This is a genomic window from Rhizobium sp. P1_B8, assembly GCF_056406515.1.
Genome location: NZ_JBFTZZ010000025.1, coordinates 61,416 through 84,255, shown reverse-complemented (window position 1 = coordinate 84,255; position 22,840 = coordinate 61,416). Strand labels below are relative to the sequence as shown.

Annotated in this window: 19 protein-coding genes and 1 other RNA gene; 12 read left to right on the top strand and 8 right to left on the bottom strand. The window is 61.9% G+C overall.

From position 1 onward, the window contains the following. Nucleotides 1–46: 46 nt before the first annotated feature. The gene (locus AC1D2N_RS25980) at nucleotides 47–1,429 is read right to left on the bottom strand and encodes an AcvB/VirJ family lysyl-phosphatidylglycerol hydrolase (RefSeq protein WP_130758970.1); all 1,383 of its coding nucleotides are present in this window, start codon (nucleotides 1,427–1,429) and stop codon (nucleotides 47–49) included. Next, nucleotides 1,426–4,029 carry a bifunctional lysylphosphatidylglycerol flippase/synthetase MprF gene (gene mprF, locus AC1D2N_RS25975; protein WP_130759091.1) on the bottom strand — a complete coding sequence of 868 codons (2,604 nt, stop codon included), beginning with the start codon at nucleotides 4,027–4,029 and terminating at the stop codon, nucleotides 1,426–1,428. Before mprF ends, AC1D2N_RS25980 begins: the two co-directional genes overlap by 4 nt. Nucleotides 4,030–4,265: 236 nt before the next feature. On the opposite strand from mprF, the gene AC1D2N_RS25970 reads away from it, so the two are divergent. Next, nucleotides 4,266–4,643, top strand: coding sequence for a DoxX family protein (locus tag AC1D2N_RS25970; RefSeq protein WP_065278036.1), 378 nt, complete (start codon nucleotides 4,266–4,268; stop codon nucleotides 4,641–4,643). Between the two features lie 6 nt (nucleotides 4,644–4,649). Here the strand turns inward: AC1D2N_RS25970 and AC1D2N_RS25965 are convergent, their stop codons facing one another. The 3 genes from AC1D2N_RS25965 to AC1D2N_RS25955 all read right to left on the bottom strand — a co-directional run bounded on the left by AC1D2N_RS25965 (nucleotide 4,650) and on the right by AC1D2N_RS25955 (nucleotide 8,614). Next, a complete protein-coding gene (locus tag AC1D2N_RS25965; RefSeq protein ID WP_130758971.1) occupies nucleotides 4,650–6,761 on the bottom strand; it encodes a mechanosensitive ion channel family protein in 2,112 nt (703 codons plus the stop codon). Nucleotides 6,762–6,964: 203 nt separating this feature from the next. Next, complete coding sequence (gnd, locus tag AC1D2N_RS25960) at nucleotides 6,965–7,996, bottom strand: phosphogluconate dehydrogenase (NAD(+)-dependent, decarboxylating) (RefSeq protein ID WP_130758972.1); 1,032 nt, start codon at nucleotides 7,994–7,996, stop codon at nucleotides 6,965–6,967. 135 nt (nucleotides 7,997–8,131) lie between these two features. Beyond that, on the bottom strand, nucleotides 8,132–8,614 hold the full coding sequence (locus AC1D2N_RS25955; protein ID WP_130758973.1) for an SRPBCC domain-containing protein: 483 nt from the start codon (nucleotides 8,612–8,614) through the stop codon (nucleotides 8,132–8,134). 70 nt (nucleotides 8,615–8,684) lie between these two features. Between AC1D2N_RS25955 and AC1D2N_RS25950 the strand changes: the two genes are divergently transcribed. The 4 genes from AC1D2N_RS25950 to AC1D2N_RS25935 all read left to right on the top strand — a co-directional run bounded on the left by AC1D2N_RS25950 (nucleotide 8,685) and on the right by AC1D2N_RS25935 (nucleotide 12,448). Beyond that, nucleotides 8,685–9,017 carry an ArsR/SmtB family transcription factor gene (locus tag AC1D2N_RS25950; protein WP_130758974.1) on the top strand — a complete coding sequence of 111 codons (333 nt, stop codon included), beginning with the start codon at nucleotides 8,685–8,687 and terminating at the stop codon, nucleotides 9,015–9,017. A gap of 76 nt (nucleotides 9,018–9,093) precedes the next feature. Continuing rightward, nucleotides 9,094–9,630, top strand: coding sequence for a helix-turn-helix transcriptional regulator (locus AC1D2N_RS25945; protein ID WP_130758975.1), 537 nt, complete (start codon nucleotides 9,094–9,096; stop codon nucleotides 9,628–9,630). Between the two features lie 97 nt (nucleotides 9,631–9,727). After that, nucleotides 9,728–10,711, top strand: a complete 984-nt coding sequence (locus AC1D2N_RS25940) for an NAD-dependent epimerase/dehydratase family protein (RefSeq protein WP_130758976.1) — start codon at nucleotides 9,728–9,730, stop codon at nucleotides 10,709–10,711. A gap of 249 nt (nucleotides 10,712–10,960) precedes the next feature. After that, complete coding sequence (locus AC1D2N_RS25935; RefSeq protein WP_130759654.1) at nucleotides 10,961–12,448, top strand: esterase-like activity of phytase family protein; 1,488 nt, start codon at nucleotides 10,961–10,963, stop codon at nucleotides 12,446–12,448. An 81-nt stretch (nucleotides 12,449–12,529) separates the two neighbouring features. On the opposite strand, the gene ssrS is transcribed toward AC1D2N_RS25935, so the two are convergent. From ssrS to AC1D2N_RS25920, 3 genes are all read right to left on the bottom strand, one after another. Further along, nucleotides 12,530–12,688: non-coding RNA, 6S RNA (gene ssrS / locus AC1D2N_RS25930), on the bottom strand. A gap of 69 nt (nucleotides 12,689–12,757) precedes the next feature. Beyond that, a complete protein-coding gene (locus AC1D2N_RS25925; protein ID WP_018243466.1) occupies nucleotides 12,758–13,135 on the bottom strand; it encodes a cell division protein ZapA in 378 nt (125 codons plus the stop codon). Between the two features lie 15 nt (nucleotides 13,136–13,150). Beyond that, nucleotides 13,151–13,426, bottom strand: coding sequence for a DUF4164 domain-containing protein (locus AC1D2N_RS25920; RefSeq protein WP_012758879.1), 276 nt, complete (start codon nucleotides 13,424–13,426; stop codon nucleotides 13,151–13,153). A gap of 333 nt (nucleotides 13,427–13,759) precedes the next feature. Here AC1D2N_RS25920 and tkt point away from each other — a divergent pair, with 333 nt between their 5' ends. From tkt to AC1D2N_RS25885, 7 genes are all read left to right on the top strand, one after another. Further along, nucleotides 13,760–15,733, top strand: coding sequence for a transketolase (gene tkt / locus AC1D2N_RS25915; RefSeq protein ID WP_026230595.1), 1,974 nt, complete (start codon nucleotides 13,760–13,762; stop codon nucleotides 15,731–15,733). 82 nt (nucleotides 15,734–15,815) lie between these two features. Next, complete coding sequence (gene gap / locus AC1D2N_RS25910; protein WP_130758978.1) at nucleotides 15,816–16,826, top strand: type I glyceraldehyde-3-phosphate dehydrogenase; 1,011 nt, start codon at nucleotides 15,816–15,818, stop codon at nucleotides 16,824–16,826. Nucleotides 16,827–17,133: 307 nt separating this feature from the next. Then, the gene (locus AC1D2N_RS25905; RefSeq protein WP_018243469.1) at nucleotides 17,134–17,448 is read left to right on the top strand and encodes a hypothetical protein; all 315 of its coding nucleotides are present in this window, start codon (nucleotides 17,134–17,136) and stop codon (nucleotides 17,446–17,448) included. 265 nt (nucleotides 17,449–17,713) lie between these two features. Then, on the top strand, nucleotides 17,714–17,893 hold the full coding sequence (locus AC1D2N_RS25900; protein ID WP_018243470.1) for a hypothetical protein: 180 nt from the start codon (nucleotides 17,714–17,716) through the stop codon (nucleotides 17,891–17,893). A gap of 490 nt (nucleotides 17,894–18,383) precedes the next feature. After that, nucleotides 18,384–20,258: a potassium/proton antiporter gene (locus AC1D2N_RS25895; RefSeq protein ID WP_026188519.1), complete on the top strand. Its 1,875-nt coding sequence runs from the start codon at nucleotides 18,384–18,386 to the stop codon at nucleotides 20,256–20,258. Between the two features lie 70 nt (nucleotides 20,259–20,328). Continuing rightward, nucleotides 20,329–21,531, top strand: a complete 1,203-nt coding sequence (locus tag AC1D2N_RS25890) for a phosphoglycerate kinase (protein ID WP_028733506.1) — start codon at nucleotides 20,329–20,331, stop codon at nucleotides 21,529–21,531. Between the two features lie 224 nt (nucleotides 21,532–21,755). After that, nucleotides 21,756–22,781, top strand: coding sequence for a class I fructose-bisphosphate aldolase (locus AC1D2N_RS25885; protein ID WP_018243473.1), 1,026 nt, complete (start codon nucleotides 21,756–21,758; stop codon nucleotides 22,779–22,781). The last annotated feature ends 59 nt before the right edge of the window (nucleotides 22,782–22,840 follow it).

Sequence of the window (22,840 nt, the reverse complement as noted above, 5' to 3'; positions counted from 1 at the left end):
TCAAAGTGTTAAAGCGACCTTAGCGTCCTATCGGACGCGCTGCGCTTTAGTCCTGCAGTCGTCTCTTCAGGCCGTCGATGATCGTCTTCGTGAGAAGGTCGTAATTCTCGTCGAAGTGATGATCGCCGGGCAGTTCGATGACCTCGGCGCCGCTATCTTTCAGCGCCGGACAGGCGACATCATCATCATCGTCCTTGCCGTAGATGCATTGCACGAGCTTCGGATCGATGTTCTTCAGATCGCCGACGGGATCGCCTCCCGCGCCTTCCGTCTTCTGGCCGAGCCAGCCGAGAACGGAGATGACGTAGTCGACTTCGTGCGAAAGCGACAGCAGCGACAATTGCGCCACCGCCGACTTTTCGGCTGGCTTGAGGAGCTGGTAGGTGGCGGGCACGACATCGGCACCGAAGGAATAACCGACGAGCAGCACATGCTTCACCTTCCACTGCTTGCGGTAGAAATCGATGATCTTCGAAAGATCGGCGGCGGTCTCGTCCGGCTTGCGCTCCGACCAGAAATAGTGGAGCGAATCGACGCCAACGACCGGAATACCTTCCTTCTGCAGCGTGCCGCCGACCTCCTTGTCGATGTCGCGCCAGCCGCCGTCGCCAGAATAGATCACCGCCATCGTATCGAAGGCGGGGGTCGCCTCGAGCACAGCCAGCGGCAGGCCAAGCGGGTTGCCGAAGGCGCCGGAGGCAGTGACGAGATCGTCGAGCGTATCGGCAAACGCCGTCTGCGCATCGTCGGTGGAGTCGCGGATCTCGATCGCGTCATGGACCTTCTTCAGCGCCTCGGCATGTGCCCGGCCATCCTTGTTGGCATCAGGCGTGAAGACGGTAATGATCGGGTCCGGCAGGACGCCGTCGCTGAGGCCATATACGGTGCGTTCGCCGACCACTTGCTTGGACGCCGGCGTGCAAAGCGCCTGGGCAAGCGGAATGCCGGCGACCGGATTAACGGCAAGTGTCTGGCCGATCGTCGCATCCGGCGTTTGCGCGGCGATCGCCAGCGCCAAGGTCCCGCCCTCGCCGATGCCGGCGACGATTGGCAGGTGATAGGCGTTGTTGCCGGTCGCGCGCTGCACCTGCTGGCTGAGCGATTCGATGTCCGACACCATGTAGACACAGCCGTCGTTGAGGCTGACGTCGTACCGGCTGAGCGCCTGGATATAGGATGGAAAGTCGACGCCGATGACGACGGCGCCTTCGGCGACCAACCTGTCGGCTTCGGCCTTCTCATAGTCGCCCCAGCCGGCGGCATCCGAGATCAGCATCACCGTGCCCTTCACCTCCCCTTCCGGCAGGAAGATGTGCGGCGACGGGATGAGCCCGGTTTCGAAGCTTTGCGTGGTTTCCTCGGCGGCATCAGCCGGTGCGGCCGCGAGCATGCAGGCGCATGCCGTGGCAAGAAGGATTGTCCTGATCATTTTCTCACTACCCCTTTCAATCCGCCCCCAATCAGAAATGTCGCGTCCATCAACGCGATCATCGGATTGCCCCCTCCGGAGACCGCAAGATAGCGCGGTTGCCAGTGCGGATGAAACTTGGATTTGAATGCCCGAAGGCCTTTGAAGTTATAGAAGCGCTCGCCGTGTTCGAAGACGGTGCTGCCGATGCGGTCCCAGACGGGCGCCGCCTCGCGTTTCGACATGCCGGAGAGCGGCGCCATGCCGAGATTGAAGTGGGTAAAACCCTGCCCTCGCAGATATTCCATGATCTGCACGAAGAGAAAATCCATCGAGCCTTTCGGCGCGTCCGGCGAGAAGCGCATGAGATCGATCGTGCCCTCCTGTCTGGATTCGGTCACGAGGATATTGGCGAAGGCGACGATCCTGCCGTCCTTTTTCAGGATGCCGACCGGCTGCGAGGAGACATAATCGGAATCGAAGGCGCCGAGCGAGAAGCCCTTTTCCTTGGCATTGTGAAGCTCGAGCCAGGCCGTCGAAACGGCGGCTAGTTCATCGATGACGGAAGACACGTCCTGCGGTTCGACGACGGCGAATTCCAGCCCGTCGCGCTGGGCGCGGCTTGCCGTCTGGCGAAGGTTTGCCCATTTGCCGCCCTTCATCTCGAAGGTCCTCAGATCGGCCACCGCCAGTTCGCCGAGCTTGAAGGCGCGAAGGCCGGCATCGGCGCAATGGGACAGCAACGCGGGCGATATCTGGTAGAACACGGCCCGGCAGCCAGCGGCACGCGCCGCTTCGACGAAACGCCAGACGAGTTCCTGCACGGCGCGATGGTCGCCGACCGGATCGAACAGCGCGATCCAGGAGCGGCCCTGCCGGCCATACATGATGAAGGCTTCGCCGTTTTCCGAAAACATGATGCTCTTGTCGCCCATGCGCACCAGATTGGCATCGGCGTTGCCCTGCTTCATGACGATCTCGACGGCACGCACCAGCGCCTCGTCCGTCGCCTGCTCCGGCCGGAAGCTCGCCGGCCGGAGCAGGCTGAAGACGGCGATCGCCGACGAGATGATGGTGATGCCGAGTACGGCGCGCAGCCCGCGCGGCGCTTCGGCCGTAAATTCGAACTGCCACCAGAGCTGGTTGCTGTATTCGACGTCGCGATAGACGAAGAGCAGGATGACGACGGCGCCGACGACGATCACGGCGATCGCCATCAACCAGGACGCAGTCAGCGCCTGGTTGAGCAGCGAGGCCTGGCGGGTAAAGAGCCGGCGGCTGACGAAGAGCCCGAAGATGAGGAAGGCGAGAAAAGCGGCTTCGACGAGCGCGATCGCCTTCAGCAGCGACAAAGTCAACGCAGCAAGCGCCGAGAACACGGCCACCCACCAGGCGCCGTCGAGCCGCTGGCCGAGGCCGCGCGCGGCGACGACGAGCGCCAGCCCCAGCAGGCTGGAGAGGAAATGTGCCCCTTCGACCATCGGCAGCGGCAGATAGTTGGAGAGGAATTCGAGGTTCTGGTCCGGCGTCGGCGTGACGCTCGAAAACACCAGCATGACGCCGAGCAGCAGCGCGAGAGCCGACAGCAGCTGCGGCATCAGTCGCCCGCCGATACGTCGCATACTGGAGGCGGCCGGATGGTCGACGAAACGACGCAGCTCCGCCGCCGAGACCGCGAGCACGGCGATCAACAGCGGCAGCACATGGTAGACCAGCCTGTAGAGCACCAGCGATCCGAGCACGGCATCGATGTTCACCGCGCTGCCGAGCGAGGCGATGATCACGGTCTCGAACACGCCGAGCCCGGCCGGAACATGGCTGAGCACGCCGAGACCGACGGCGATCGCATAGACGGCGAGGAAGACCGGCCAGCCGATTGCCGTCTGCGGCAGCAGCACGTAGAGCACCGACGCCGAGGCGGCGATATCGAAGGCGGTGACGAGGAACTGGCGCGACCAGGTACGCGAATCCGGCAGGCGGATTGCGACGGGGCCAAGATCGAGCACACGCCCGTCACGGCCGATAATCATCACCGCGCCCAGAATGGCGACGATCGAACCGGCGATCAGCCGCAGAAGGAAGGGGCTCACGCCGACGAGCGGGCCGATTTCGTCGGCGATGACGATGAGGGCGATCGCCGCGACGCCCGCAAGACCCAGTCCGAAGGACAGCGTGACGAAGGCGATGATTCGGCCGATATCCTCCGGCGAGAGCCCGAGGCGCGTATAGGCGCGGTAGCGGATCGCGCCGCCCGAAAGCGCGCCGAAACCGGCAGTATTGCCGACGGCATAGGCGCTGAACGCCGTCAGCGCCACATGCGGAAAGGGCAGCTTCTTGCCGATGTACTCGATGGCGTTGAGATCGTAGAAGATCAGCGAGAGGAAACTGAGCGCCGTGAAGAACAGCGCAAGCAGGATCGCGCTCGGCCTGGTCGCCGCCAGCGCACCGACGACGTCGTCATAACGCACCTCGTTGGTAAGCTGCATAATCGCGTAACCGACGAGGCAGAAGACCACCAGTGACGCGGCTGCCATCAACGGCGTTCTGTAACGCCTGAAAAGCCCGCGAAAAGAAAACCCGTCCGTTTCTTCCATCTCTTCCAAATTGCCGTGCCCCGACATCTCGTACCCTGCTGCAACTTCCAGCTTGGCGGGAATCATTTCGAAAGACGTAACATGAGCGGCATATAAGCTCTATGAAGCCATGCCGCCGCAACCCCAGCCCCGCCGCCTGCGCCTCCATCATCCTCAATTGGGGCGAATTTGCGCTGGCAGGCGTCGCGGCGCATTGCATTTTAGTAAGCTTCGGCAGAGCCTTGCGCTCGACGGAGAATTGAGACACGGGAGAATGGTTCGATATGCAGGATGGTCCGGCCTTCGTGATGCTTGCCCTCGGACGTCTGCTGCTGGGCGGCCTCTATGTCGCTGGCGGCATTCATCATTTTTTCGTTATCGTGCCGCTGACCGAGGCGATCGAAACCCGCGGCGTCCCTTTTGCAAAATGGGTGCTGGTCTTGGGCAGCATGTTCCAGATCGTCGCCGGCATCCTGCTGATGCTCGGCCTTTTTGTCGCGGCAGCGGCATTCGGTCTCATCATCTTCACGCTGGCCGCCACGGTCATGCTGCTGAATTTCTGGGACATGCAGGGAACGGCACGCGACAGCGCGATCAATACCTGGAAAACCAACATGGCGATCATCGGCGGCCTGCTGATCGCAGCCGCCGGCGCGATGTGAGGCGGTTCACGCCGCCGGCTCGCCGCCCGCCCGCGCATGGGCGGCGTAGCGCGCGACGGCAGCATCCACCTCCGCGTCGCGATCGCCTGCCACCTGCACCGTCGGCACGGCGAATTCGATACTGTTTTCCTGGAAGGCATTGCGGATCATCGCCAGCGCATTGCGGCGGATGACGAATTGCTCGCCAGGCTTCGTCATCATCGACAGCCGGATTTCGATCGCGAATTCGCCGAACTGCTCGACACCCTTCATCTTCAGCGTCTCGATGATATGAGGACCGAATTCCGGATTTTCGAGCAGCGTCTGGCCGATCTGCTTGATCACCTTCTTCGCCTTGACGAGATCGGTGTCGTATTTGACGTTGAGGCTGATCTTGTCGATCGTCCAGTCGCGATTGAGGTTCTTCACTGCGCCGAGTTCACCGAAGGGTACAGTCGTCAGGGGCCCGCGATGATGCCTGAGCTTCACCGAGCGTAGGCTGAAGGCCTCGACCACGCCCTTGTGGCTGCCGCTTTCGATATATTCGCCGATGCGGAAGGCATCGTCCCAGAGATAGAACATGCCGCTGATGACGTCTTTGACGATCGTCTGCGCGCCAAAACCGACTGCGACGCCGACGACACCGGCGCCGGCGATCAGCGGCCCGATCTCGATACCGAGGCCGGAGAGCACCATCAGAACGGCAATGACGGCGATCACGACGGCGAGAATATTGCGGAAGATCGGCAGCAGCGTCTGTATCCGCGCGCGCTTGGCCTTCTCCTCATCCGTTGCTCCGCCATCCACGGATGAATCGAGCAGCTTGCCGTCGATATAGGCCTTGATGACATGCCAGAGCAGATCGGCGGCAAGCAGGATGACGATGCCGCCGATCACGCCGCGCGCGATCTTGTCGATCATCGTTTCGCCCGCGGCCATGGTATCGGCGCCGACGCCGAGCATATGCCCAAGCCAGATGGCGGCAACGGCAATGATCAGCGCCCGCACGCCACGGTCGAGCAGCACGGCTGCAATGCGGCGCGTGGCAAGGAAGCTCGCTTCGGTCTGCTGCAGCGATTTTACCGCAATCGTCGAGACGGCAAGCACGCGCGGCAGCAGCAGTACGTAAATGCCGAGCCAGAGCAGCCAGTTGAAGCCTGCGACCCAGAGGCTCCAGAGCAACAGGAAATAGACGGTGAGCGCCCAGGAGGTCCCGTGACCACGCTTCTCGTCCTTATGCGGCCGCGACCAGACCGCCTCGATGGCGATCAGCAGCAGGCCGATGCCCAGGATGTAGCCGACGAGGAGCCGCACACTCGGGGAATAACGGAGCGGCTCCATCGACTGGATCACCGCCCAGCCGAAAATGAAATAGATGACGAAAGTCGCACAGCGCCGATACCAGAAGAATGCAACCGCGCGCGCCGGCATGATCGGATCAGTGATACCCTGCCGTTCTTCCTCCACCCGCGCAAGCCCGATGAGATCGACCAGTACGCCGCCGAGACAAATCGTGAAGCGCTGGACCACAAGCGCGACAACGCAAACGATCGCGATGCTCTGGCTGACCGGCGGCCAGCTGACGCTGAGAAGAGCAAGCGCCGTCGCCACTGCGAAGATCAGCGCCGGTATGACGCGCGGGGCGAGATGCATGCCCGCCATCTGCGCCGCCTGGCGGCGGCGGCGGAAGGCATAGCGGGCAATGCGCTCGACGATGGTGCCGAGCAGGAAAATCGCCAGAAACTGCGCCACCATGCGCGACCATCCGGTGGCGGCGATTTCACCGAAGAACAGCGAGGAAGCATGGCCGACCTGCGAGGGCAGCGTCATCGCCGCGTCGGAGACCATCGAGACGTGCCGGCGAGCGTGCTGGAGCAGACCTGACAGCACCGACATCTGGTCGCTGGCCGCCGAATCGCTCGCGGGCGCCGTCGCCATTTGCGTCGACATCCATTGTTTGACCTGAGGAGTCTGCATGAGCTCCATCATCTGACGCACTTCGGCCGGCGGGGCGGCCGCGGCCGACACTTGCGCCGGCGGCGTCTGGGAAAAGACAGGCGAAACCGCCGAAAAAAGCGCAAGCAATGCCAGTATGCCTGATATGACGGCCTTCAAGCCCCCTGCCATGCCACGCTCCATGACCGCCTCCAATGAAATGTCGGTCGCTTGTGCAAAGCAGCGCCGACACTTTGCAATGGATACTCGCGACCGTTGCCGCCAGCAAGCAGTAGGGAAACCATACCGATGGCTAGGAAAGATCAACGTCGCCGCCGCCTCGAACGAAACCGCGCTCGCTTTCAGGATGACGGCTTTGTCGGAACGGTGAGTGAAGTCGCTTGCCTTCAGGATTTCGTGGCCGGTTTTTCCACGTGGCCGCCGAAGCCCGCACGCATCGCCGACAGCACCTTGTTCGCGAATTCGTCATTGTCGCGCGAGGAGAAGCGACCGTAGAGCGCAGCGCTCAGCACCGGCGTCGGCACGCTTTCGTCGATTGCCGCCATGATCGTCCAGCGGCCTTCGCCGCTGTCCGAAACGCGGCCGGCATATTTCGATAGTGCGGGGTCAGCATGCAGCGCATCGGCCGTGAGATCGAGCAGCCAGGAGGTGATGACGCTGCCGCGGCGCCAGACTTCGGCGACATCCTGAAGGTTGAAGTCGTATTGGAAATGTTCCGGATGGGCGAGCGGCGCGGTTTCCGCATCGGTCTCATGCGAGGCTGCGCCGATATTGGCGTGTTTCAGGATGTTGATGCCTTCGGCATAGGCGGCCATCAGGCCATATTCGATGCCGTTATGCACCATCTTGACGAAATGACCGGCGCCATGCGGACCGCAATGCAGGTAACCCTGCTCCGCGGTGCTGGCCGCAGCCGCTTCAACGCTCCGGTTCGGCGAGGCTTCCGTCTTGCCGACGCCGGGTGCCAGCGTCGCGAAGATCGGGGAAAGGTGTTCGACGATACCCTTCTCGCCGCCGATCATCAGGCAATAGCCGCGCTCGAGGCCGAAGACGCCGCCGCTTGTGCCGACATCGACATAGTGGATGCCCTTGGTGATGAGGTCGGCGCCGCGGCGGATGTCGTCATGGTAATAAGAGTTTCCGCCGTCAATGACGATATCGCCATTCTCAAGCAGCGGCACCAGGCTCGCCAGCACCTTGTCGACGATCGCCGCCGGCAGCATCAGCCAGATGGCGCGTGGATGGGTGAGCTTCGAGACGAATTCCTGGAGCGAAGCACTGCCGGTCGCACCGAGGCCTGCGAGCTCGGCAACGCTTTCCGGCCTGGCGTCGTAGACGACGCATTCGTGACCGCCTCGCATCAAGCGCTGGACCATATAATTGCCCATGCGGCCCAAACCAACCATGCCAAGCTGCATAATGAATCTCCTGGAAACCGAAATGAAGTATCGAATCCGGAAATTAGCACCCGCAGTGTGACAGGCAAGCGAAGTCTCGGTGATATTGGCGAATGCGACGATTGCGCCACTGACCTCCTTGAGACCGACGTCCTGTCAAATGTCCGGCGCGCTGGCCGGCTCACCCTTCATTTCGCTGAGGAACATGCCCTCGCGCAGATTGATGCCATATTCGACAAAAGCCTTCATGCAGCAAAGCATCTGCGTCCAGCCTTCGCAATTGAGATAGGTGCCGCGCCGGCCTGCATTGTCTTCGCGCCAGCCGGTCTCGGCAATGGTCACCAAGGTGCCGCCGTCTTCCAACGGCTTGAAGTTCATCTCGACCAGCGTCTTGTACCTTGCTTCGTCCTCGCCGGTGCCGCCATCCCAGCGCAGCACGATGCGACTTTCCGGCACCAGTTCGACCACCTCGACCGGCGCATCCTTCCACCAGGTCACCGTCGTGCCCTTCACGAGCGGCGCGCTCGCCCCGCCAATCGTGGTGAAATAGCTGCTGAGCTTCTTCGGATTGACGACGGCATCGAACACCTCTGCGACGGGGCGGCCGATGCGGCCGGAAACGCGGATTCCGAGAGACATGACACTTCTCCTCTTCTCCATTGTGGCTGTTTCCGTTGTACTTGGCTTCATTATGTTATAAAAACATAACATGTCAAGCGAATCAACCGACGATCCTGTCTTCAAGGCGCTGGCGCATCATCGCCGCCGCGAAATCCTCGATCTGCTCAAGGATGCCCCCCGAACCACAGGGACCCTCTGCGAGATGTTTCCGCAGATGGACCGCTGCACGGTGATGCAGCATCTGAAGGTGCTGGAGGAGGCCGACCTGGTCATCGCCAGGAAGGAGGGCCGCGAGCGCTGGAACCACCTGAACAACCTGCCGATCAAGCATATCTATGACCGCTGGATCAGCGCCTATGCCGGCCATGCGCTCTCTATCCTCGACCGGCTGAAAGGCGACCTGGAAGGTCAGCCTGAATAATGACCCGGCGTCAAACCGCCTTGCCGCCCGGTCCGCCGAAGCCTTATGCTGGCAAAAACGGCACGGGATCAGACGGATGACGATATCGGGAGCCGGCATACGCCGCATGCGGCTGCTGCGCAGCATGAAGCAAGGACATCTCGCCGAGCTCCTCGGCGTCAACCAGGCGACGATCTCACGCTGGGAGCGCGATCAGCTCGCCCTATCACCCGAAACGGCCGGCAAGCTGGAACGGATTTTCGCCTCGCCGCGACATGCAGCAGTCGATGCGGCGCTGAAGCGGCTGGTCGAGGATTCCGTCCGGCCGGTGCATCTGATCTGCGACCGCACCCACCGGCTGCTCTCCGCCTCCCGCCCGCGGCAGGCGGAGTGGCGGGCGCCGCTCGGCGCCTTTCTCGGCCGTTCTCTGTTCTCCTACGCCTCCGCCGAGATCGCCGCCGCAGAGCAGTCGCTGGAGGAGCGCGGCTGGCACACGGGTAAGCTCTCGTCGCTGACCCTCGATACCGGCGCCAACGGCAATGCTCTGCTGCCGATCGCCGCCGGCCGCGTGACCTGGGAAAGGATCATGCTTTCCGATGGCAGCGCCGGCCGTCTCGTCACGACCATCGGCTGAGCCTGCAGCTTTCCTGCATTCCCATGCATAATTTATGCGTTGTCTGGAAACCTTAGTCTTTATAGCGTCCGCCGCCGAACGGTTAGGAGACGATGTGATGACGATACTGGTGACCGGAAGTGCTGGCCATCTCGGCGAGGCGCTGATGCGAACCCTGAGGGCGGAAAGCCGCTGGGTGCGCGGCATCGATATCAAGCCCTCGGCTTTCACCGACATGGTCGGCTCGATCAGTGATCGCGCCTTCGTCCGGCAGGCGATGTCAGGCATCAGCCACGTCATCCATGCCGCGACGCTGCACAAGCCGCATGTAGCGACCCACGGCAATTACGATTTCCTCGACACCAATATCGCCGGCGCTCTGCACCTGCTCGAAGAGGCGACCGCCGCAGGCGTCGCGAGCTTCGTCTTCACCAGCACCACCAGCACCTTCGGCGCGGCATTGACGCCGGTTGCCGGCGAACCGGCGGCATGGGTGACCGAGGACGTGCTTCCCGTCGCAAAAAACATCTACGGCGTAACGAAACTCGCCGCCGAAGGCCTGTGCGAACTCTTTGCCCGCAAATCCGGCCTGCCGGTGGTCATTCTCAGGACGTCGCGCTTCTTTCCCGAAAACGACGACGATCCCGCCATTCGAAACAGATATTCGGCGGAGAATGCCCAGGCCAACGAGCTTCTTCACCGCCGCGTCGACATCAGCGATGTGGTCGGCGCCCATCTGCTGGCGCTGGAAAAGGCACCGGCAATCGGCTTTGGCCGCTACATCGTCTCCGCCACGACGCCGTTTTCGGCGAGCGATCTTGCCGCGATCAGGCATAACGCGCCTCATGTCGTCGAACGGCTGTTCCCGGGTGCAGGCGCCCTCTACGCGTCACGCGGCTGGAAAATGTTTCCGGCGCTCGACCGTGTCTATGTCAACGAACGCGCAAGACGGGACCTCGGCTGGCAGCCGCGATATGATTTCCGTTTCGTGCTCGATTGCCTGCGCGACCACAGGGAATGGCGAAGCCCCTTGGCACTGGATATCGGCTCCAAAGGCTACCACGACGAAATCTTTGCCGAAGGGCCCTATCCGGTCGGATAGAGCAGCGAGCTGGAATGCGGATAGCCGAAAGCTGAGATCCTCTTCAGCACGACGCTTTCACTGAGAAGTAAGTGTCATCTAGATATCATGATCCCGTCATAGACCGTCTGCCGGGGATATGGGGCGACGAAATCCAGGGCATGTTGTGCCATCGGGAAATCGAATCCAGGCCGGGGTGTCATTTGAAGCGGTGTCCAGCCTGCGGGCGGAAACCGTTTCGAGAGCGCTTTTGACCGGGAGGGTATTTCCATGAAGAATGTCAGACCATACGCATCGCGGCTGTTCGCCGCGGTTCTCGCCGCATCCGCCGCCATTCCGGCCGTCGCAAGTGCCGAGAATTCCGCCACCGTCGGTGGCCTCACCTTCGTCAACAAGGGCCTGGTCGGCATCGGGCGTATCCCGGCCAACCAGCGTGACAAATTCGGCGAGACTTTCGGTTCCGGCTCGGGCATGGCAGTCGATCCTGCCTCCTGGAGTCGCGACGGCGCCAGCTACAAGGGCACGCTCTACCTGCTGCCCGACCGCGGTTACAACGCCGTTGGCACCGTCGACTATCGGCCCCGCCTGAACACCATCTCGATCGGCCTGACACCCACCGCTCCGGGTGCGGCACCCGAGGCCGGCAAGGAACAGTCTGGCGTCGACGCAAAGCTCGTCGATTCCACGCTCTTCATCGACGACAAGGGGGGCGACATGACGGGTCTCGACCCGGAATCCGGCGTCCGCCCCGCTGCCGGCGATTTTCCGCCGCTGCCGCAGGCGACGAACGGCAAGATCGCGCTCGACAATGAAGCCATCATCCGCATGGCCGACGGCACCATGTTCGTCAGCGACGAATATGGCCCTTATATCTATCACTTCTCGGCCGACGGCCACCTGCTGTCTGCCACCCAGCCGCCGAAAGCGCTTTTGCCGATGCGCAAGGGCGCGCTGAGCTTCGCCTCCAACAATCCCGGCCCCGGCGCATCCGCGCCGGACCCGAAGGATCCGGAGACCGGCCGCCAGAACAACCAGGGTCTCGAAGGCATGGCGATGACGCCGGACGGCAAGTTCATCATATCAGTGCTGCAGTCGGCTGCCCGCCAGGACGGCGGCGATTCCGGCTCGACCCGCCAAAATACCCGCGCCATGATCTATGACGCCGCCGATCCCGATCATCTGAAACTGGTGCACGAATATGTCGTGCCGCTGCCGGTCTTCAAGGACGCCAAGGACAAGACGACGATCGCCGCGGAGAGCGAAATCGTCGCTCTTTCCGACAAGACCTTTCTGATGCTCGCCCGCGACAGCGGCAACGGCCAGGGCCTGAAGGGTGACACCTCGCTCTACCGCAAGGTCGGTATTGTCGACGTTTCCGCCGCGACCGACATCGCCGGCAGCGATTTCGACGCCGGCAAGCCGATCGCGCCGAAGGGCGTCGTCGATCCCTCGCTGACGCCGGCGACGCTGACACCCTTCATCGATCTCAACGACAAGGCCGAGCTTGCCCGCTTCGGCCTGCACAACGGCGCGCCGAACGACAAGAACAATCTGTCGGAAAAATGGGAAGCCATGGGGCTTGCGAGCGTTCTCGACCCGAACCTGCCGGACGACTACTTCCTGTTCGTCGCCAATGACAACGACTTCTTGACGCAGGATGGTTTCCGGGTGGGTGCAGCCTACAAGGCGGACGGCGGTGCCGACGTCGACACCATGTTCCAGGTCTTTCAGGTCACCCTTCCAGGTCTGAAGAAGTAGTCGCGCACTGACAAGGGCGGACGCGGAAGCCGCGCGTTCGCCCGCCATATCCGGGATCCCTGCCGACGATAAAAGGGAAGGGTGCGATCCACGACCACCGATGGATGTTTACGATCCTGGGTGCCTACAAACGTAGGTGGGCGCCGTGTGTCCAGGCCCACGGGCCTGGCCAGGGACAGCTCCCTTTGGATCGAGTATGGCCCCAGGGATTGTGGTTCCTGTCGAGAGGCGCAGACCGCATGGCGATATATAAGGTTGTTTGCGCTGACGCGCCAGTGGCGACGGAAGGCCGCCCCTATTTAATTGAGATCAATTGAGTTCCGGGGCGGACCGGCCATTCAGCTTGTCGGTGATGCCGCGGATGCGGCTCGACACCTCGCTCAGCGCTGCCGCAAGATTTTCTTCGGTCCGGGCGGTCGCGGCAAGCACCGTATCGCGATTGCCGCGTAGCGACTCGAGCTCGGATTCCAATCCGGCCACGCGGCGCGTCAGCTCGGCAATCTCGTCCACGATCATGATGCCGGCCATGACGGTGATCCTGAGATCGCCGATTTCGCCGAACTGGTCCTTGAGATGGCCGACATAGCGGTCGAAACGGGTGGCGAGATCGGTCAGGTGATCCTCCTGCCCTTCCTCGCAGGCCATGCGATAGGCCTTGCCGTCGATCGTTACAGTCACCTGCGCCATGCCAAACTCTTTCTATCAGCGATCCAGAACTGCGCGGATCGTTTCCATCGCCGTCACTAGCCGCCGCGATACCTCGCGATTGACCTCTTCCAGCCGGTTGGCGCGGAATTCGGCCTGATCGAGCTCCTGCGCCAGCCGCGAACGGTCGGCGTGCACGCGCCGCACCTCGCCCTCGATCTCGCCCTGCTCGCGCTGCCGCTCGACGCGCATGTCGACGGCGTTTTCGAGGCTCGAAATCGCCTGTCTCAATTCGTTGAGCGCTGCTTCCATGGTTTTGCCTGTGGGCATCATGTCTTTCCGATTCCCGCGCAGGATCCGCGAATCGGCACGCCGCGCCGATCCTGCGATTTCAAAAGGATATGCAGCTCGCCGACGGCCCGTCAATAAATCCTGTCACTTGTCCGCCAGCCTATCCTGTGGATGAGCGTTTTCCACATGCTCGTCGCATCAAATTCGTCATTTGTACAATCGCGCGATCAAATGTCAAAAATCGCCGCTGCCCGCCCGGATTTGGCCCGCCATTTATTGACTTGCCCGTCCCAACTGCTATGTCTCTGCCGCTTTCACTCGATGGTCTTGGAGGCTCGAGGCCATCCCCCGACACCCGGAACTTGCGGAAAAGCCATGACCTCTCCCGAACAACACGACCGGATGGCGAATGCGATCCGTTTTCTCGCCATGGACGCCGTTGAAAAGGCGAACTCCGGCCACCCGGGCATGCCGATGGGCATGGCTGACGTGGCAACGGTCCTGTTCACCAAATATCTGAAGTTCGATCCGAAGAAGCCGCACTGGCCGAACCGCGATCGCTTCGTGCTGTCGGCCGGCCATGGCTCGATGCTGCTCTATTCGGTGCTGTATCTGACCGGCTATCCTGACATGACGATCGAAGATCTGAAGCAGTTCCGTCAGCTCGGCTCGAAGACCGCCGGCCATCCGGAATATGGTCACGCGACCGGCATCGAAACGACCACCGGGCCGCTCGGCCAGGGTATTGCCAATTCCGTCGGCATGGCGATTGCCGAACGCAAGCTGCGCGAGGAGTTCGGCTCCGATCTCCAGGATCACTATACCTATGCGATCTGCGGCGACGGCTGCCTGATGGAGGGCATCAGCCATGAAGCCATCGCGCTCGCCGGCCACCTGAAGCTCAACAAGCTCGTTCTGTTCTGGGACAACAACTCGATCACCATCGACGGCGCCGTGTCGCTGTCGGATTCCACCGATCAGATCGCCCGCTTCAAGGCCGTTCACTGGAACACGATCGAGATCGACGGTCACGATCAGGCCGCTATCGCCGCCGCGATCGAAGCTGCCCACAAGTCCGACCGCCCGACCTTCATCGCCTGCAAGACGATCATCGGCTTCGGCGCCCCGAACAAGCAGGGCACCCACAAGGTCCACGGCAACCCGCTCGGCGCCGAGGAAATCGCTGCCACCCGCAAGGCGCTGAACTGGGAAGCCGAAGCCTTCGTCATCCCGTCTGATGTCCTTGACAGCTGGCGTGCAGCCGGCGCCCGCTCCGTCGAGCTCGTCAAGTCCTGGGAAGACGGCCTCGCCAAGGCTCCGGCCAGGGCCGAGTTCACCCGCCGCATGGCAGGCGAGCTGCCGGAAGGCTTCGACGCCGCGATCAGCGCATACAAGAAGAAGCTCGCCGAGACCAAGCCGACGGTTGCCACCCGCAAGGCTTCGGAGGACGCGCTCGAGGTCATCAACGGCTTCCTGCCGGAAACGCTCGGCGGCTCCGCCGACCTGACTCCGTCGAACAACACCAAGACCAGCCAGATGCATTCGATCACCCCGACGGATTTCGCCGGTCGTTACATGCATTGGGGCATCCGCGAGCATGGCATGGCGTCTGCCATGAACGGCATTGCGCTGCATGGCGGCCTCATCCCCTACAGCGGCGGCTTCCTGATCTTCTCGGATTATTGCCGCCCGCCGATCCGCCTTGCGTCGCTGATGGGCATCCGCGTCATTCACGTCCTGACGCATGACTCGATCGGCGTCGGCGAAGACGGCCCGACGCACCAGCCCGTCGAACAGCTCGCCGGTCTGCGTGCCATCCCGAATCTGATGGTCTTCCGCCCGGCCGATGCCACGGAAACGGCGGAATGCTGGCAGATCGCCATCAAGACGCACAACCGTCCTTCGGGCCTTGCTCTGACGCGCCAGAACCTGCTCGCAGCCCGCACCGAATACAGCGAAAAGAACCTTTGCGAACAGGGCGCCTATGTGCTCGCCGGCAATGCCGACGCCAAGGTGACGATCTTCGCCTCCGGCTCCGAAGTCGAAATCGCCGTTGCGGCTCGTACGGCACTCGAAGCCAAGGGCGTCACCGTCCGCGTTGTATCGGTCCCCTGCACGGAACTGTTCTTCGAGCAGCCGGAAGCCTATCGCAAGCAAATCCTCGGCAACTCGCCGGTCAAGATCGCCGTCGAAGCCGCCGTTCGCGAAGGCTGGGATGCGTTCATCGGACCGGAAGGCACTTTCATCGGCATGAAGAGCTTCGGCGCTTCCGGCCCGGTCAAGGAAGTCTACAAGCATTTCGGCATCACCGCCGACGCCGTCGTTGCGGCCGCGGAAGCAAAGCTTTAATGAGGGCGCCTTGAGGCGCTCTCCATCTCCTCAATTCCAGGCCCTCACCTATCGGGCCCTACTCTATCGGGAGTGAATGAACATGACAGTCAAGGTTGCCATCAACGGTTTCGGCCGCATCGGCCGCAACGTCCTTCGCGCCATCGTCGAATCCGGCCGCACCGACATCGAAGTCGTCGCCATCAACGATCTCGGCCCGGTTGAAACCAACGCCCACCTGCTGCGCTACGACTCGATCCACGGCCGCTTCCCGGCAACGGTGAAGGTCGAGGGCGACTCGATGATCGTCGGCAACGGCAAGCCGATCAAGGTCACGGCGATCAAGGATCCGGCAACGCTTCCGCACCGCGAACTCGGCGTCGACATCGCGATGGAATGCACCGGCATCTTCACCGCCCGCGACAAGGCTGCCGCCCACCTGACGGCTGGTGCCAAGCGCGTCATCGTCTCGGCGCCCGCCGATGGCGCTGACCTGACGGTCGTCTTCGGCGTCAACCATGACCAGCTCACCAAGGAGCACTTGGTCATCTCCAACGCGTCCTGCACCACCAACTGCCTGGTGCCGGTCGTGAAGGTTCTCGACGACGCCGTCGGCATCGACCACGGCTTCATGACGACCATCCACTCCTACACCGGTGACCAGCCGACGCTCGACACGATGCACAAGGACCTGTATCGCGCCCGCGCGGCCGCCCTTTCCATGATCCCGACCTCGACGGGCGCAGCCAAGGCAGTCGGCCTCGTTCTGCCGCATCTGAAGGGCAAGCTCGACGGCACCTCGATCCGCGTTCCGACCCCGAACGTTTCCGTCGTCGACTTCAAGTTCGTCGCCAAGAGGGCGACCAGCGTTGGCGAAATCAATGAAGCCATCCAGGCTGCTGCAAACGGCAAGCTGAAGGGCATCCTCGGCTACACCGACGAGCCGCTCGTCTCCCGCGACTTCAACCACGACAGCCACTCCTCGATCTTCGCAACCGATCAGACCAAGGTCATGGAAGGAAGCTTCGTGCGCGTCCTGTCCTGGTACGACAACGAGTGGGGCTTCTCCAGCCGCATGTCCGACACGGCAGTCGCTTTCGCCAAGCTCATCTGAGCCCGCTTTTTGTTGCCGTGCCTCCGAACAAAACCGGCCTTCCCCGCACCAGAGCAACCCCAGGAAAAGTGCGAAGCGGTTTTCCGTCCGGAGTTGCGTAAACAAAAAGTTGGAGCGGTTCTGCGCTTCGATGAGAAGCTGAACCGCTCCGGCATCTTTTCGTCCATCGCCCGGATGAGATCTGCTAGAATACATCACCCTGGACATTCGAAATGCCCAGTTTCCTCGCGCATTGGCCACCGGCCAGGCGCGGCCACGCCAATACCGTGCGGCAGCACTGTCGTCCGCATGAAAATGAGAGAGATGGATGGATTACTTTACCGTTGAAATCGCCGGCCGCGCCGTTGCCAGTTTTCGCTCGGAAAATCACGAGGAAGCGACGCATTTCTTCGAGGCGGAAGACTTTCGCGACGATCTGACCATCCTGGAATCCGAAGGCAAGCCCCTGTGGGACCGCAAAGCGGCCCTGAGCTTGCGCAAGGCGACCACCGAGGAAGCAAGCGAAGTCGAGCACGCCTATGAATTCGACGACGATCCCGAACGGACCATCGAGGACGAGTTCGTCGTGTTCCTGGTCCCGGTCGCGGATCTGACCGACGAGGGCGAGGACACAGAAGACTGACCACAATCCGCATCTTTTTTCGGTTTCGACGTCATATCGAAGCGACGGGTTCGATATGACGCCGCCGTTCGCAGGACAGGATGGCGGTGCAGTTGAGGCTGCCTCGGGTTCGAATTCGATAGGCGTCCCTGCGCGAAACCATCGTCGACGAATTCCCTGGCCGCAAGGATGGATCACGGGTTGGCAATCCGCTGGCCAAGCGTGCTAGATTGAGGAAGTGCACAGCACTGCACAATGGCTAAAATGAGCCAAGTGGAGGTGACAAATGGTAGAGGCACAAAAACGCTTGTCCCACACCACCCTGAAACGGCGGCAGCGGTTTCACCCCAAGCGGGACGTCAGACCCGCCGTGCTGGCAAAGGCTAATCGTCTGGTCATCTGGGTTGCCGCGTTCATTGGCCTCTCGTTTCTTGCCATCGTCGTGCTTCAGGCAGTGTTGGGATAGCAGAGCAAGGGCCGGTCGCTGCCGGCACAAAACGACAGCCGGCTGCTCTCGCTGGGCGGCCGGCATGTCCTACCCGATATTGAAAAATCTCCGCGTTCATTTTCCCAACTCTCCGCATCCGCGCCTGCAATCCATTCTTCCCGTCATTGGACAAGGCAAACGGGCCGCGTGAAAGGAGGAGCGTGTCTTATCCTGTTGCCATTCGCAGATACCGGCAGGAAAAATCCGTGCCTGTCTCTTTTGCCCTGCTCTCGCCTGATTTTCCTATACATTCTTTATAGAGAGTTTCTCCCGTAGCATCCGTGTCGGTTGGCCGTCCGGCAGCCGTTCAGCAGCATGAAGCAGCATCGCGACGAGGTTAAGCCGCAAGGCCTACCCTTCTCTGACGTTTTGCCGTTTACTGATGGATCGCGCGTGAGGGAGGGTTTGAAATAAGGCGGATCGGCCGGGGCGGCTGTGTTCGCGAAGCAGTCGATGGAAAGGGGTGGGCATGGAAGCGTTCTATATCGTGGTGCTGGTCTCGACGGCGCTCGTGCTTCTTGCCGCTTTTTCGAGCCTGCTCGCCTTCCGTTTCGGCGCCCCCCTGCTGCTGCTCTTCCTGATGATCGGCCTTGCGGCCGGCGTCGATGGCCTCGGCATCGAGTTCAGCAACAATTACCTTGCCTATATTCTCGGTTCCATTGCGCTGGCCGTGATCCTCTTCGATTCCGGCTTTGGCACGCCTATGCAGGCCTTTCGGCTGGCGGCCGTGCCCTCTCTGGCGCTCGCCTCCGTCGGTGTGCTGATCACTGCCTCGCTCTTTGCCTTGGCCGCCATGTGGCTGTTGAATTTCACCTGGCTGGAAGGTCTGCTGCTCGGCTCGATCGTCGCATCGACGGATGCCGCCGCCGTTTTCTTCCTGTTGCGCATCGGCGGCATCAACATCCGCGACAAGGTGCGCTCGACGCTGGAAGTGGAATCCGGCACCAATGATCCGATGGCGATCTTCCTCACCATCGCCCTTGTCGAGGTGCTGGCGAGCGGCGAGCGTTACGCCGGCATCAATATCGGCATGCTCGCCATGTTCGTGCAGCAGATGGGCCTCGGCGTCATTCTCGGCCTGCTCGGCGGCATGATGATCGTGCTGATCGTCAGCAAGCTCGATACCGATCGCGGCCTGACGCCGATCTTCGTGCTGGCGCTCGCTCTTCTCGTCTTCTCCTTCACCGGCGCGGTCGGCGGCAGCGGCTTCCTCGCCGTCTATGTCGCCGGCATCTACGCCGGGAACCGCAAGATGCAGGCGATCGGAACTATCAAACGCTTCCAGGACGGCATGACCTGGCTGGCGCAGATCATCATGTTCCTGGTGCTCGGCCTGCTCGCCACGCCGTCGCAATTTCCTGTCATCATCGTGCCCGCCATCCTGCTCGCTCTCTTCCTGATCTTCGTCGCCCGACCGTTGGCAGTCTGGCTGTCACTGCTTCCCTTCGATTATACCCAGCAGGAAATCGGCTTCGTCGCTTGGGTCGGCCTGCGCGGCGCCGTCTCCATTCTGCTTGCCATCATGCCGATCCTCGGCGGGCTTGAGAACGGCCAGATCTATTTCAACACCGCCTTCATCATCGTGCTGGTCTCGTTGCTTCTCCAGGGCTGGACGATCAAGCCCGTCGCCAAGAAGCTCGGGCTGATCATTCCGCCGCGCATCGGCGCCGTCGATAAGGTCGAGGTCGACCTGCCTGGGGCGGCCAACCACGAGTTGCTCTCCTACCGCGTCATCAAGGATAGCCCGGTGCTGCGCGGCGAGCGTATTCCGCGCTGGGCGACACCCTCGCTCGTCATCCGCGACGGCAAGTCGATGCGCTACCAATATGCCGGGCGGCTGCGCGAGCACGATCTTGTCTACCTCTTCATCGTGCCGAGCTATTCCCGGCTGCTCGACCGTCTCTTCGCCAGCCGGGCGCCGGTGGATGACGACGATGCCGAATTCTTCGGAGCCTTCGCGCTCTCCCCCGCCCGCCCCGCCGCCGATCTCGACGCCGCCTATGGCCCGGGCCTGCTCAACGAATCCGAAAAGGGCCTGACGATCGCCGAATTGATGCGGCAGCGCCTCGGCGGCAAGGCCGATTATGCCGACCGCGTCCGCCTCGGCTCGATCATCCTCATCGTCCGCGATCTCGACGAGCACGACCACATCACCTCCGTCGGCATGTCGCTCGAAGCAGTCGAACCGGCAATTACGCTGCCGATCTTCATCAATCTCAAGGACATCACCCAGCGCATCCGCGACCGACTGAACGGACGCCGGAACCGGGAAACCAAGGCCTCCGAAAGCACGCCGAAAGCGCCGGCCGGACGCGACGAAGGCACACGCGAAAACGGCCGTTGAACGCCTTGCGTCTCGAATGATCCTTGCTATGTTCGGCGCAACTTTCGCCAACCACGACAGGATCCTCCCCATGCCTTCTTTCAAGACCCTCGACGATCTTTCCGACATCCGCGGCAAGCGCGTTCTCGTCCGCGTCGACCTCAACGTCCCGGTGAAAGACGGCAAGGTCACCGATACGACGCGCATCGAGCGTGTGGCGCCAACGATCATGGAATTGTCCGAAAAGGGTGCCAAGGTGATCCTGCTGGCTCATTTTGGCCGGCCGAAGGATGGCCCTTCGCCGGAGCTGTCGCTGTCGCTGATCGCCCCTTCCGTCGAGGAAGTGCTTGATCATGCCGTGCTGACGGCCTCCGATTGCATTGGCGAGGCCGCCGCCTCCGCCGTTGCTGCGATGAATGACGGCGATATCCTGCTTCTGGAAAACACCCGCTTCCACAAAGGCGAAGAAAAGAACGACCCCGACCTCACCAAGGCGCTTGCCGCCAACGGCGATATTTATGTCAACGACGCCTTCTCGGCCGCCCACCGCGCCCATGCCTCGACCGAGGGTCTTGCCCACCACCTGCCGGCCTATGCCGGCCGCACCATGCAGGCAGAGCTGGAGGCGCTGGAAAAGGGTCTCGGCGATCCGGCTCGCCCTGTCGTCGCGATCGTCGGCGGCGCCAAGGTCTCCACCAAGATCGACCTCTTGATGAACCTCGTGAAGAAGGTCGATGCGCTCGTCATCGGCGGCGGCATGGCCAATACCTTCATCGCCGCTCGCGGCACCAATGTCGGCAAGTCGCTCTGCGAACATGATCTCGCCGAAACCGCCAAGCAGATCATGATCGAGGCCGCCACCGCCGGCTGCGCCATCATCCTGCCGGAGGATGGCGTGATCGCCCGCGAGTTCAAGGCAGGCGCCGCCAACGAGACGGTCGATATTAACGCCATTCCCGCCGACGCCATGGTGCTCGATGTCGGCCCGAAATCCGTCGAGGCCATCAACGCCTGGATCGAGCGCGCCGCAACCCTGGTCTGGAACGGCCCGCTCGGCGCCTTCGAGATCGAACCCTTCGATGCCGCAACCGTCGCTGCCGCGAAATACGCTGCTGGGCGCACGGTAGCCGGCAAGCTCACCTCCGTTGCCGGCGGCGGCGATACGGTCTCGGCGCTCAACCATGCCGGCGTTGCCGACGATTTCACCTATGTTTCGACCGCCGGCGGCGCCTTCCTCGAATGGATGGAAGGCAAAGAGCTTCCCGGCGTCGCGGTCCTCAACGCTGCAAAATAATCCGCAAGACTGATTTCGCAGATTTTACATGTGGATAGACCGCGGAAGAAAAGAAGCTTCCGCGGTCTTTTGCTCAGGGGACGAAAAAAATCCCAACTTTCAAACGATTGAATTGAATTCAATCGTTTCAATGACTTAGCCTTCCATTTTCCTCCCTATAAACTTCTGTTATCCGCGTTCTATATTCCTGAAGTGCCGATGTTTATTGTTGTGGAGAGAACGAAATGAGCGAACGAGTGGAAGACATTGCAGTGCAGATGGTTACGGGCGGCCGGGGACTGCTCGCCGCCGATGAATCGACCTCCACCATCAAGAAGCGTTTCGACGCGATCAATCTCGAATCGACCGAAACCAGCCGGCGCGACTATCGCGAAATGCTCTTCCGCTCCGACGAAGCGATGAAGAAATATATCTCCGGCGTCATCCTCTTCGAAGAGACCCTGTTCCAGAAGGCCGCGGACGGCACGCCTTTCGTCGATATCATCCGCGCTGCCGGCGCCATTCCAGGCATCAAGGTCGATACCGGCGCCAAGCCGATGGCCAAATATCCCGCTGAAACCATCACCGAAGGCCTTGATGGCCTCGGCGAGCGACTTGCCAGATATTATGAAGCCGGCGCCCGCTTCGCCAAGTGGCGCGGCGTCATCGCCATCTCGTCGACCTTGCCGACCCGCGGTTCCGTCCGCGCCAACGCTCAGGCGCTTGCTCGTTATGCCGCACTTTGCCAGGAGGCCGGGATCGTTCCGATCGTCGAGCCGGAATGCCTGATGGACGGCAAACCGGGCGACCACAATATCGACCGCTGCGCCGAAGTAACCGAGTTCACGCTGCGCATCGTCTTCGAGGAACTCGCCGATGCCCGCGTCAACCTCGAAGGCATGATCCTGAAGCCGAACATGGTGATCGACGGCAAGAACGCCCGCAAGGCCTCGGTCGCGGAAGTTGCCGAACGCACTGTCAAGGTGTTGAAGGCGACCGTTCCATCAGCCGTTCCCGGCATCGCCTTCCTCTCCGGTGGCCAGACGACCGAAGAAGCAACAGCCCACCTTTCGGCGATCAATGCCACCGGCGGCCTGCCCTGGTTCGTCACCTTCTCCTACGGCCGCGCCCTGCAGGACAGCGCGCTCAAGGCCTGGAGCGGCAAGCAGGAAAACGTCGCCGCCGGCCAGCGCGAATTCACCCACCGCGCCGAGATGAACAGCCTCGCCGCCAAGGGTAACTGGAAGAAGGACCTGGAAAAGGCCGCGTGATTATTAACGCTTAGGACTGGGCAGGGGCGGCAAAAGCAGTGTAGCCGCCCCTGCCCCGG

What these genes read in the sequence shown, in the direction of transcription:
- AC1D2N_RS25980 (WP_130758970.1), bottom strand. Translation starts at nt 1,429, where the DNA reads ATGATCAGGACAATCCTTCTTGCCACGGCATGCGCCTGCATGCTCGCG.
- mprF (WP_130759091.1), bottom strand. Translation starts at nt 4,029, where the DNA reads ATGTCGGGGCACGGCAATTTGGAAGAGATGGAAGAAACGGACGGGTTT.
- AC1D2N_RS25970 (WP_065278036.1), top strand. Translation starts at nt 4,266, where the DNA reads ATGCAGGATGGTCCGGCCTTCGTGATGCTTGCCCTCGGACGTCTGCTG.
- AC1D2N_RS25965 (WP_130758971.1), bottom strand. Translation starts at nt 6,761, where the DNA reads ATGGAGCGTGGCATGGCAGGGGGCTTGAAGGCCGTCATATCAGGCATA.
- gnd (WP_130758972.1), bottom strand. Translation starts at nt 7,996, where the DNA reads ATGCAGCTTGGCATGGTTGGTTTGGGCCGCATGGGCAATTATATGGTC.
- AC1D2N_RS25955 (WP_130758973.1), bottom strand. Translation starts at nt 8,614, where the DNA reads ATGTCTCTCGGAATCCGCGTTTCCGGCCGCATCGGCCGCCCCGTCGCA.
- AC1D2N_RS25950 (WP_130758974.1), top strand. Translation starts at nt 8,685, where the DNA reads ATGTCAAGCGAATCAACCGACGATCCTGTCTTCAAGGCGCTGGCGCAT.
- AC1D2N_RS25945 (WP_130758975.1), top strand. Translation starts at nt 9,094, where the DNA reads ATGACGATATCGGGAGCCGGCATACGCCGCATGCGGCTGCTGCGCAGC.
- AC1D2N_RS25940 (WP_130758976.1), top strand. Translation starts at nt 9,728, where the DNA reads ATGACGATACTGGTGACCGGAAGTGCTGGCCATCTCGGCGAGGCGCTG.
- AC1D2N_RS25935 (WP_130759654.1), top strand. Translation starts at nt 10,961, where the DNA reads ATGAAGAATGTCAGACCATACGCATCGCGGCTGTTCGCCGCGGTTCTC.
- AC1D2N_RS25925 (WP_018243466.1), bottom strand. Translation starts at nt 13,135, where the DNA reads ATGGCGCAGGTGACTGTAACGATCGACGGCAAGGCCTATCGCATGGCC.
- AC1D2N_RS25920 (WP_012758879.1), bottom strand. Translation starts at nt 13,426, where the DNA reads ATGATGCCCACAGGCAAAACCATGGAAGCAGCGCTCAACGAATTGAGA.
- tkt (WP_026230595.1), top strand. Translation starts at nt 13,760, where the DNA reads ATGACCTCTCCCGAACAACACGACCGGATGGCGAATGCGATCCGTTTT.
- gap (WP_130758978.1), top strand. Translation starts at nt 15,816, where the DNA reads ATGACAGTCAAGGTTGCCATCAACGGTTTCGGCCGCATCGGCCGCAAC.
- AC1D2N_RS25905 (WP_018243469.1), top strand. Translation starts at nt 17,134, where the DNA reads ATGGATTACTTTACCGTTGAAATCGCCGGCCGCGCCGTTGCCAGTTTT.
- AC1D2N_RS25900 (WP_018243470.1), top strand. Translation starts at nt 17,714, where the DNA reads ATGGTAGAGGCACAAAAACGCTTGTCCCACACCACCCTGAAACGGCGG.
- AC1D2N_RS25895 (WP_026188519.1), top strand. Translation starts at nt 18,384, where the DNA reads ATGGAAGCGTTCTATATCGTGGTGCTGGTCTCGACGGCGCTCGTGCTT.
- AC1D2N_RS25890 (WP_028733506.1), top strand. Translation starts at nt 20,329, where the DNA reads ATGCCTTCTTTCAAGACCCTCGACGATCTTTCCGACATCCGCGGCAAG.
- AC1D2N_RS25885 (WP_018243473.1), top strand. Translation starts at nt 21,756, where the DNA reads ATGAGCGAACGAGTGGAAGACATTGCAGTGCAGATGGTTACGGGCGGC.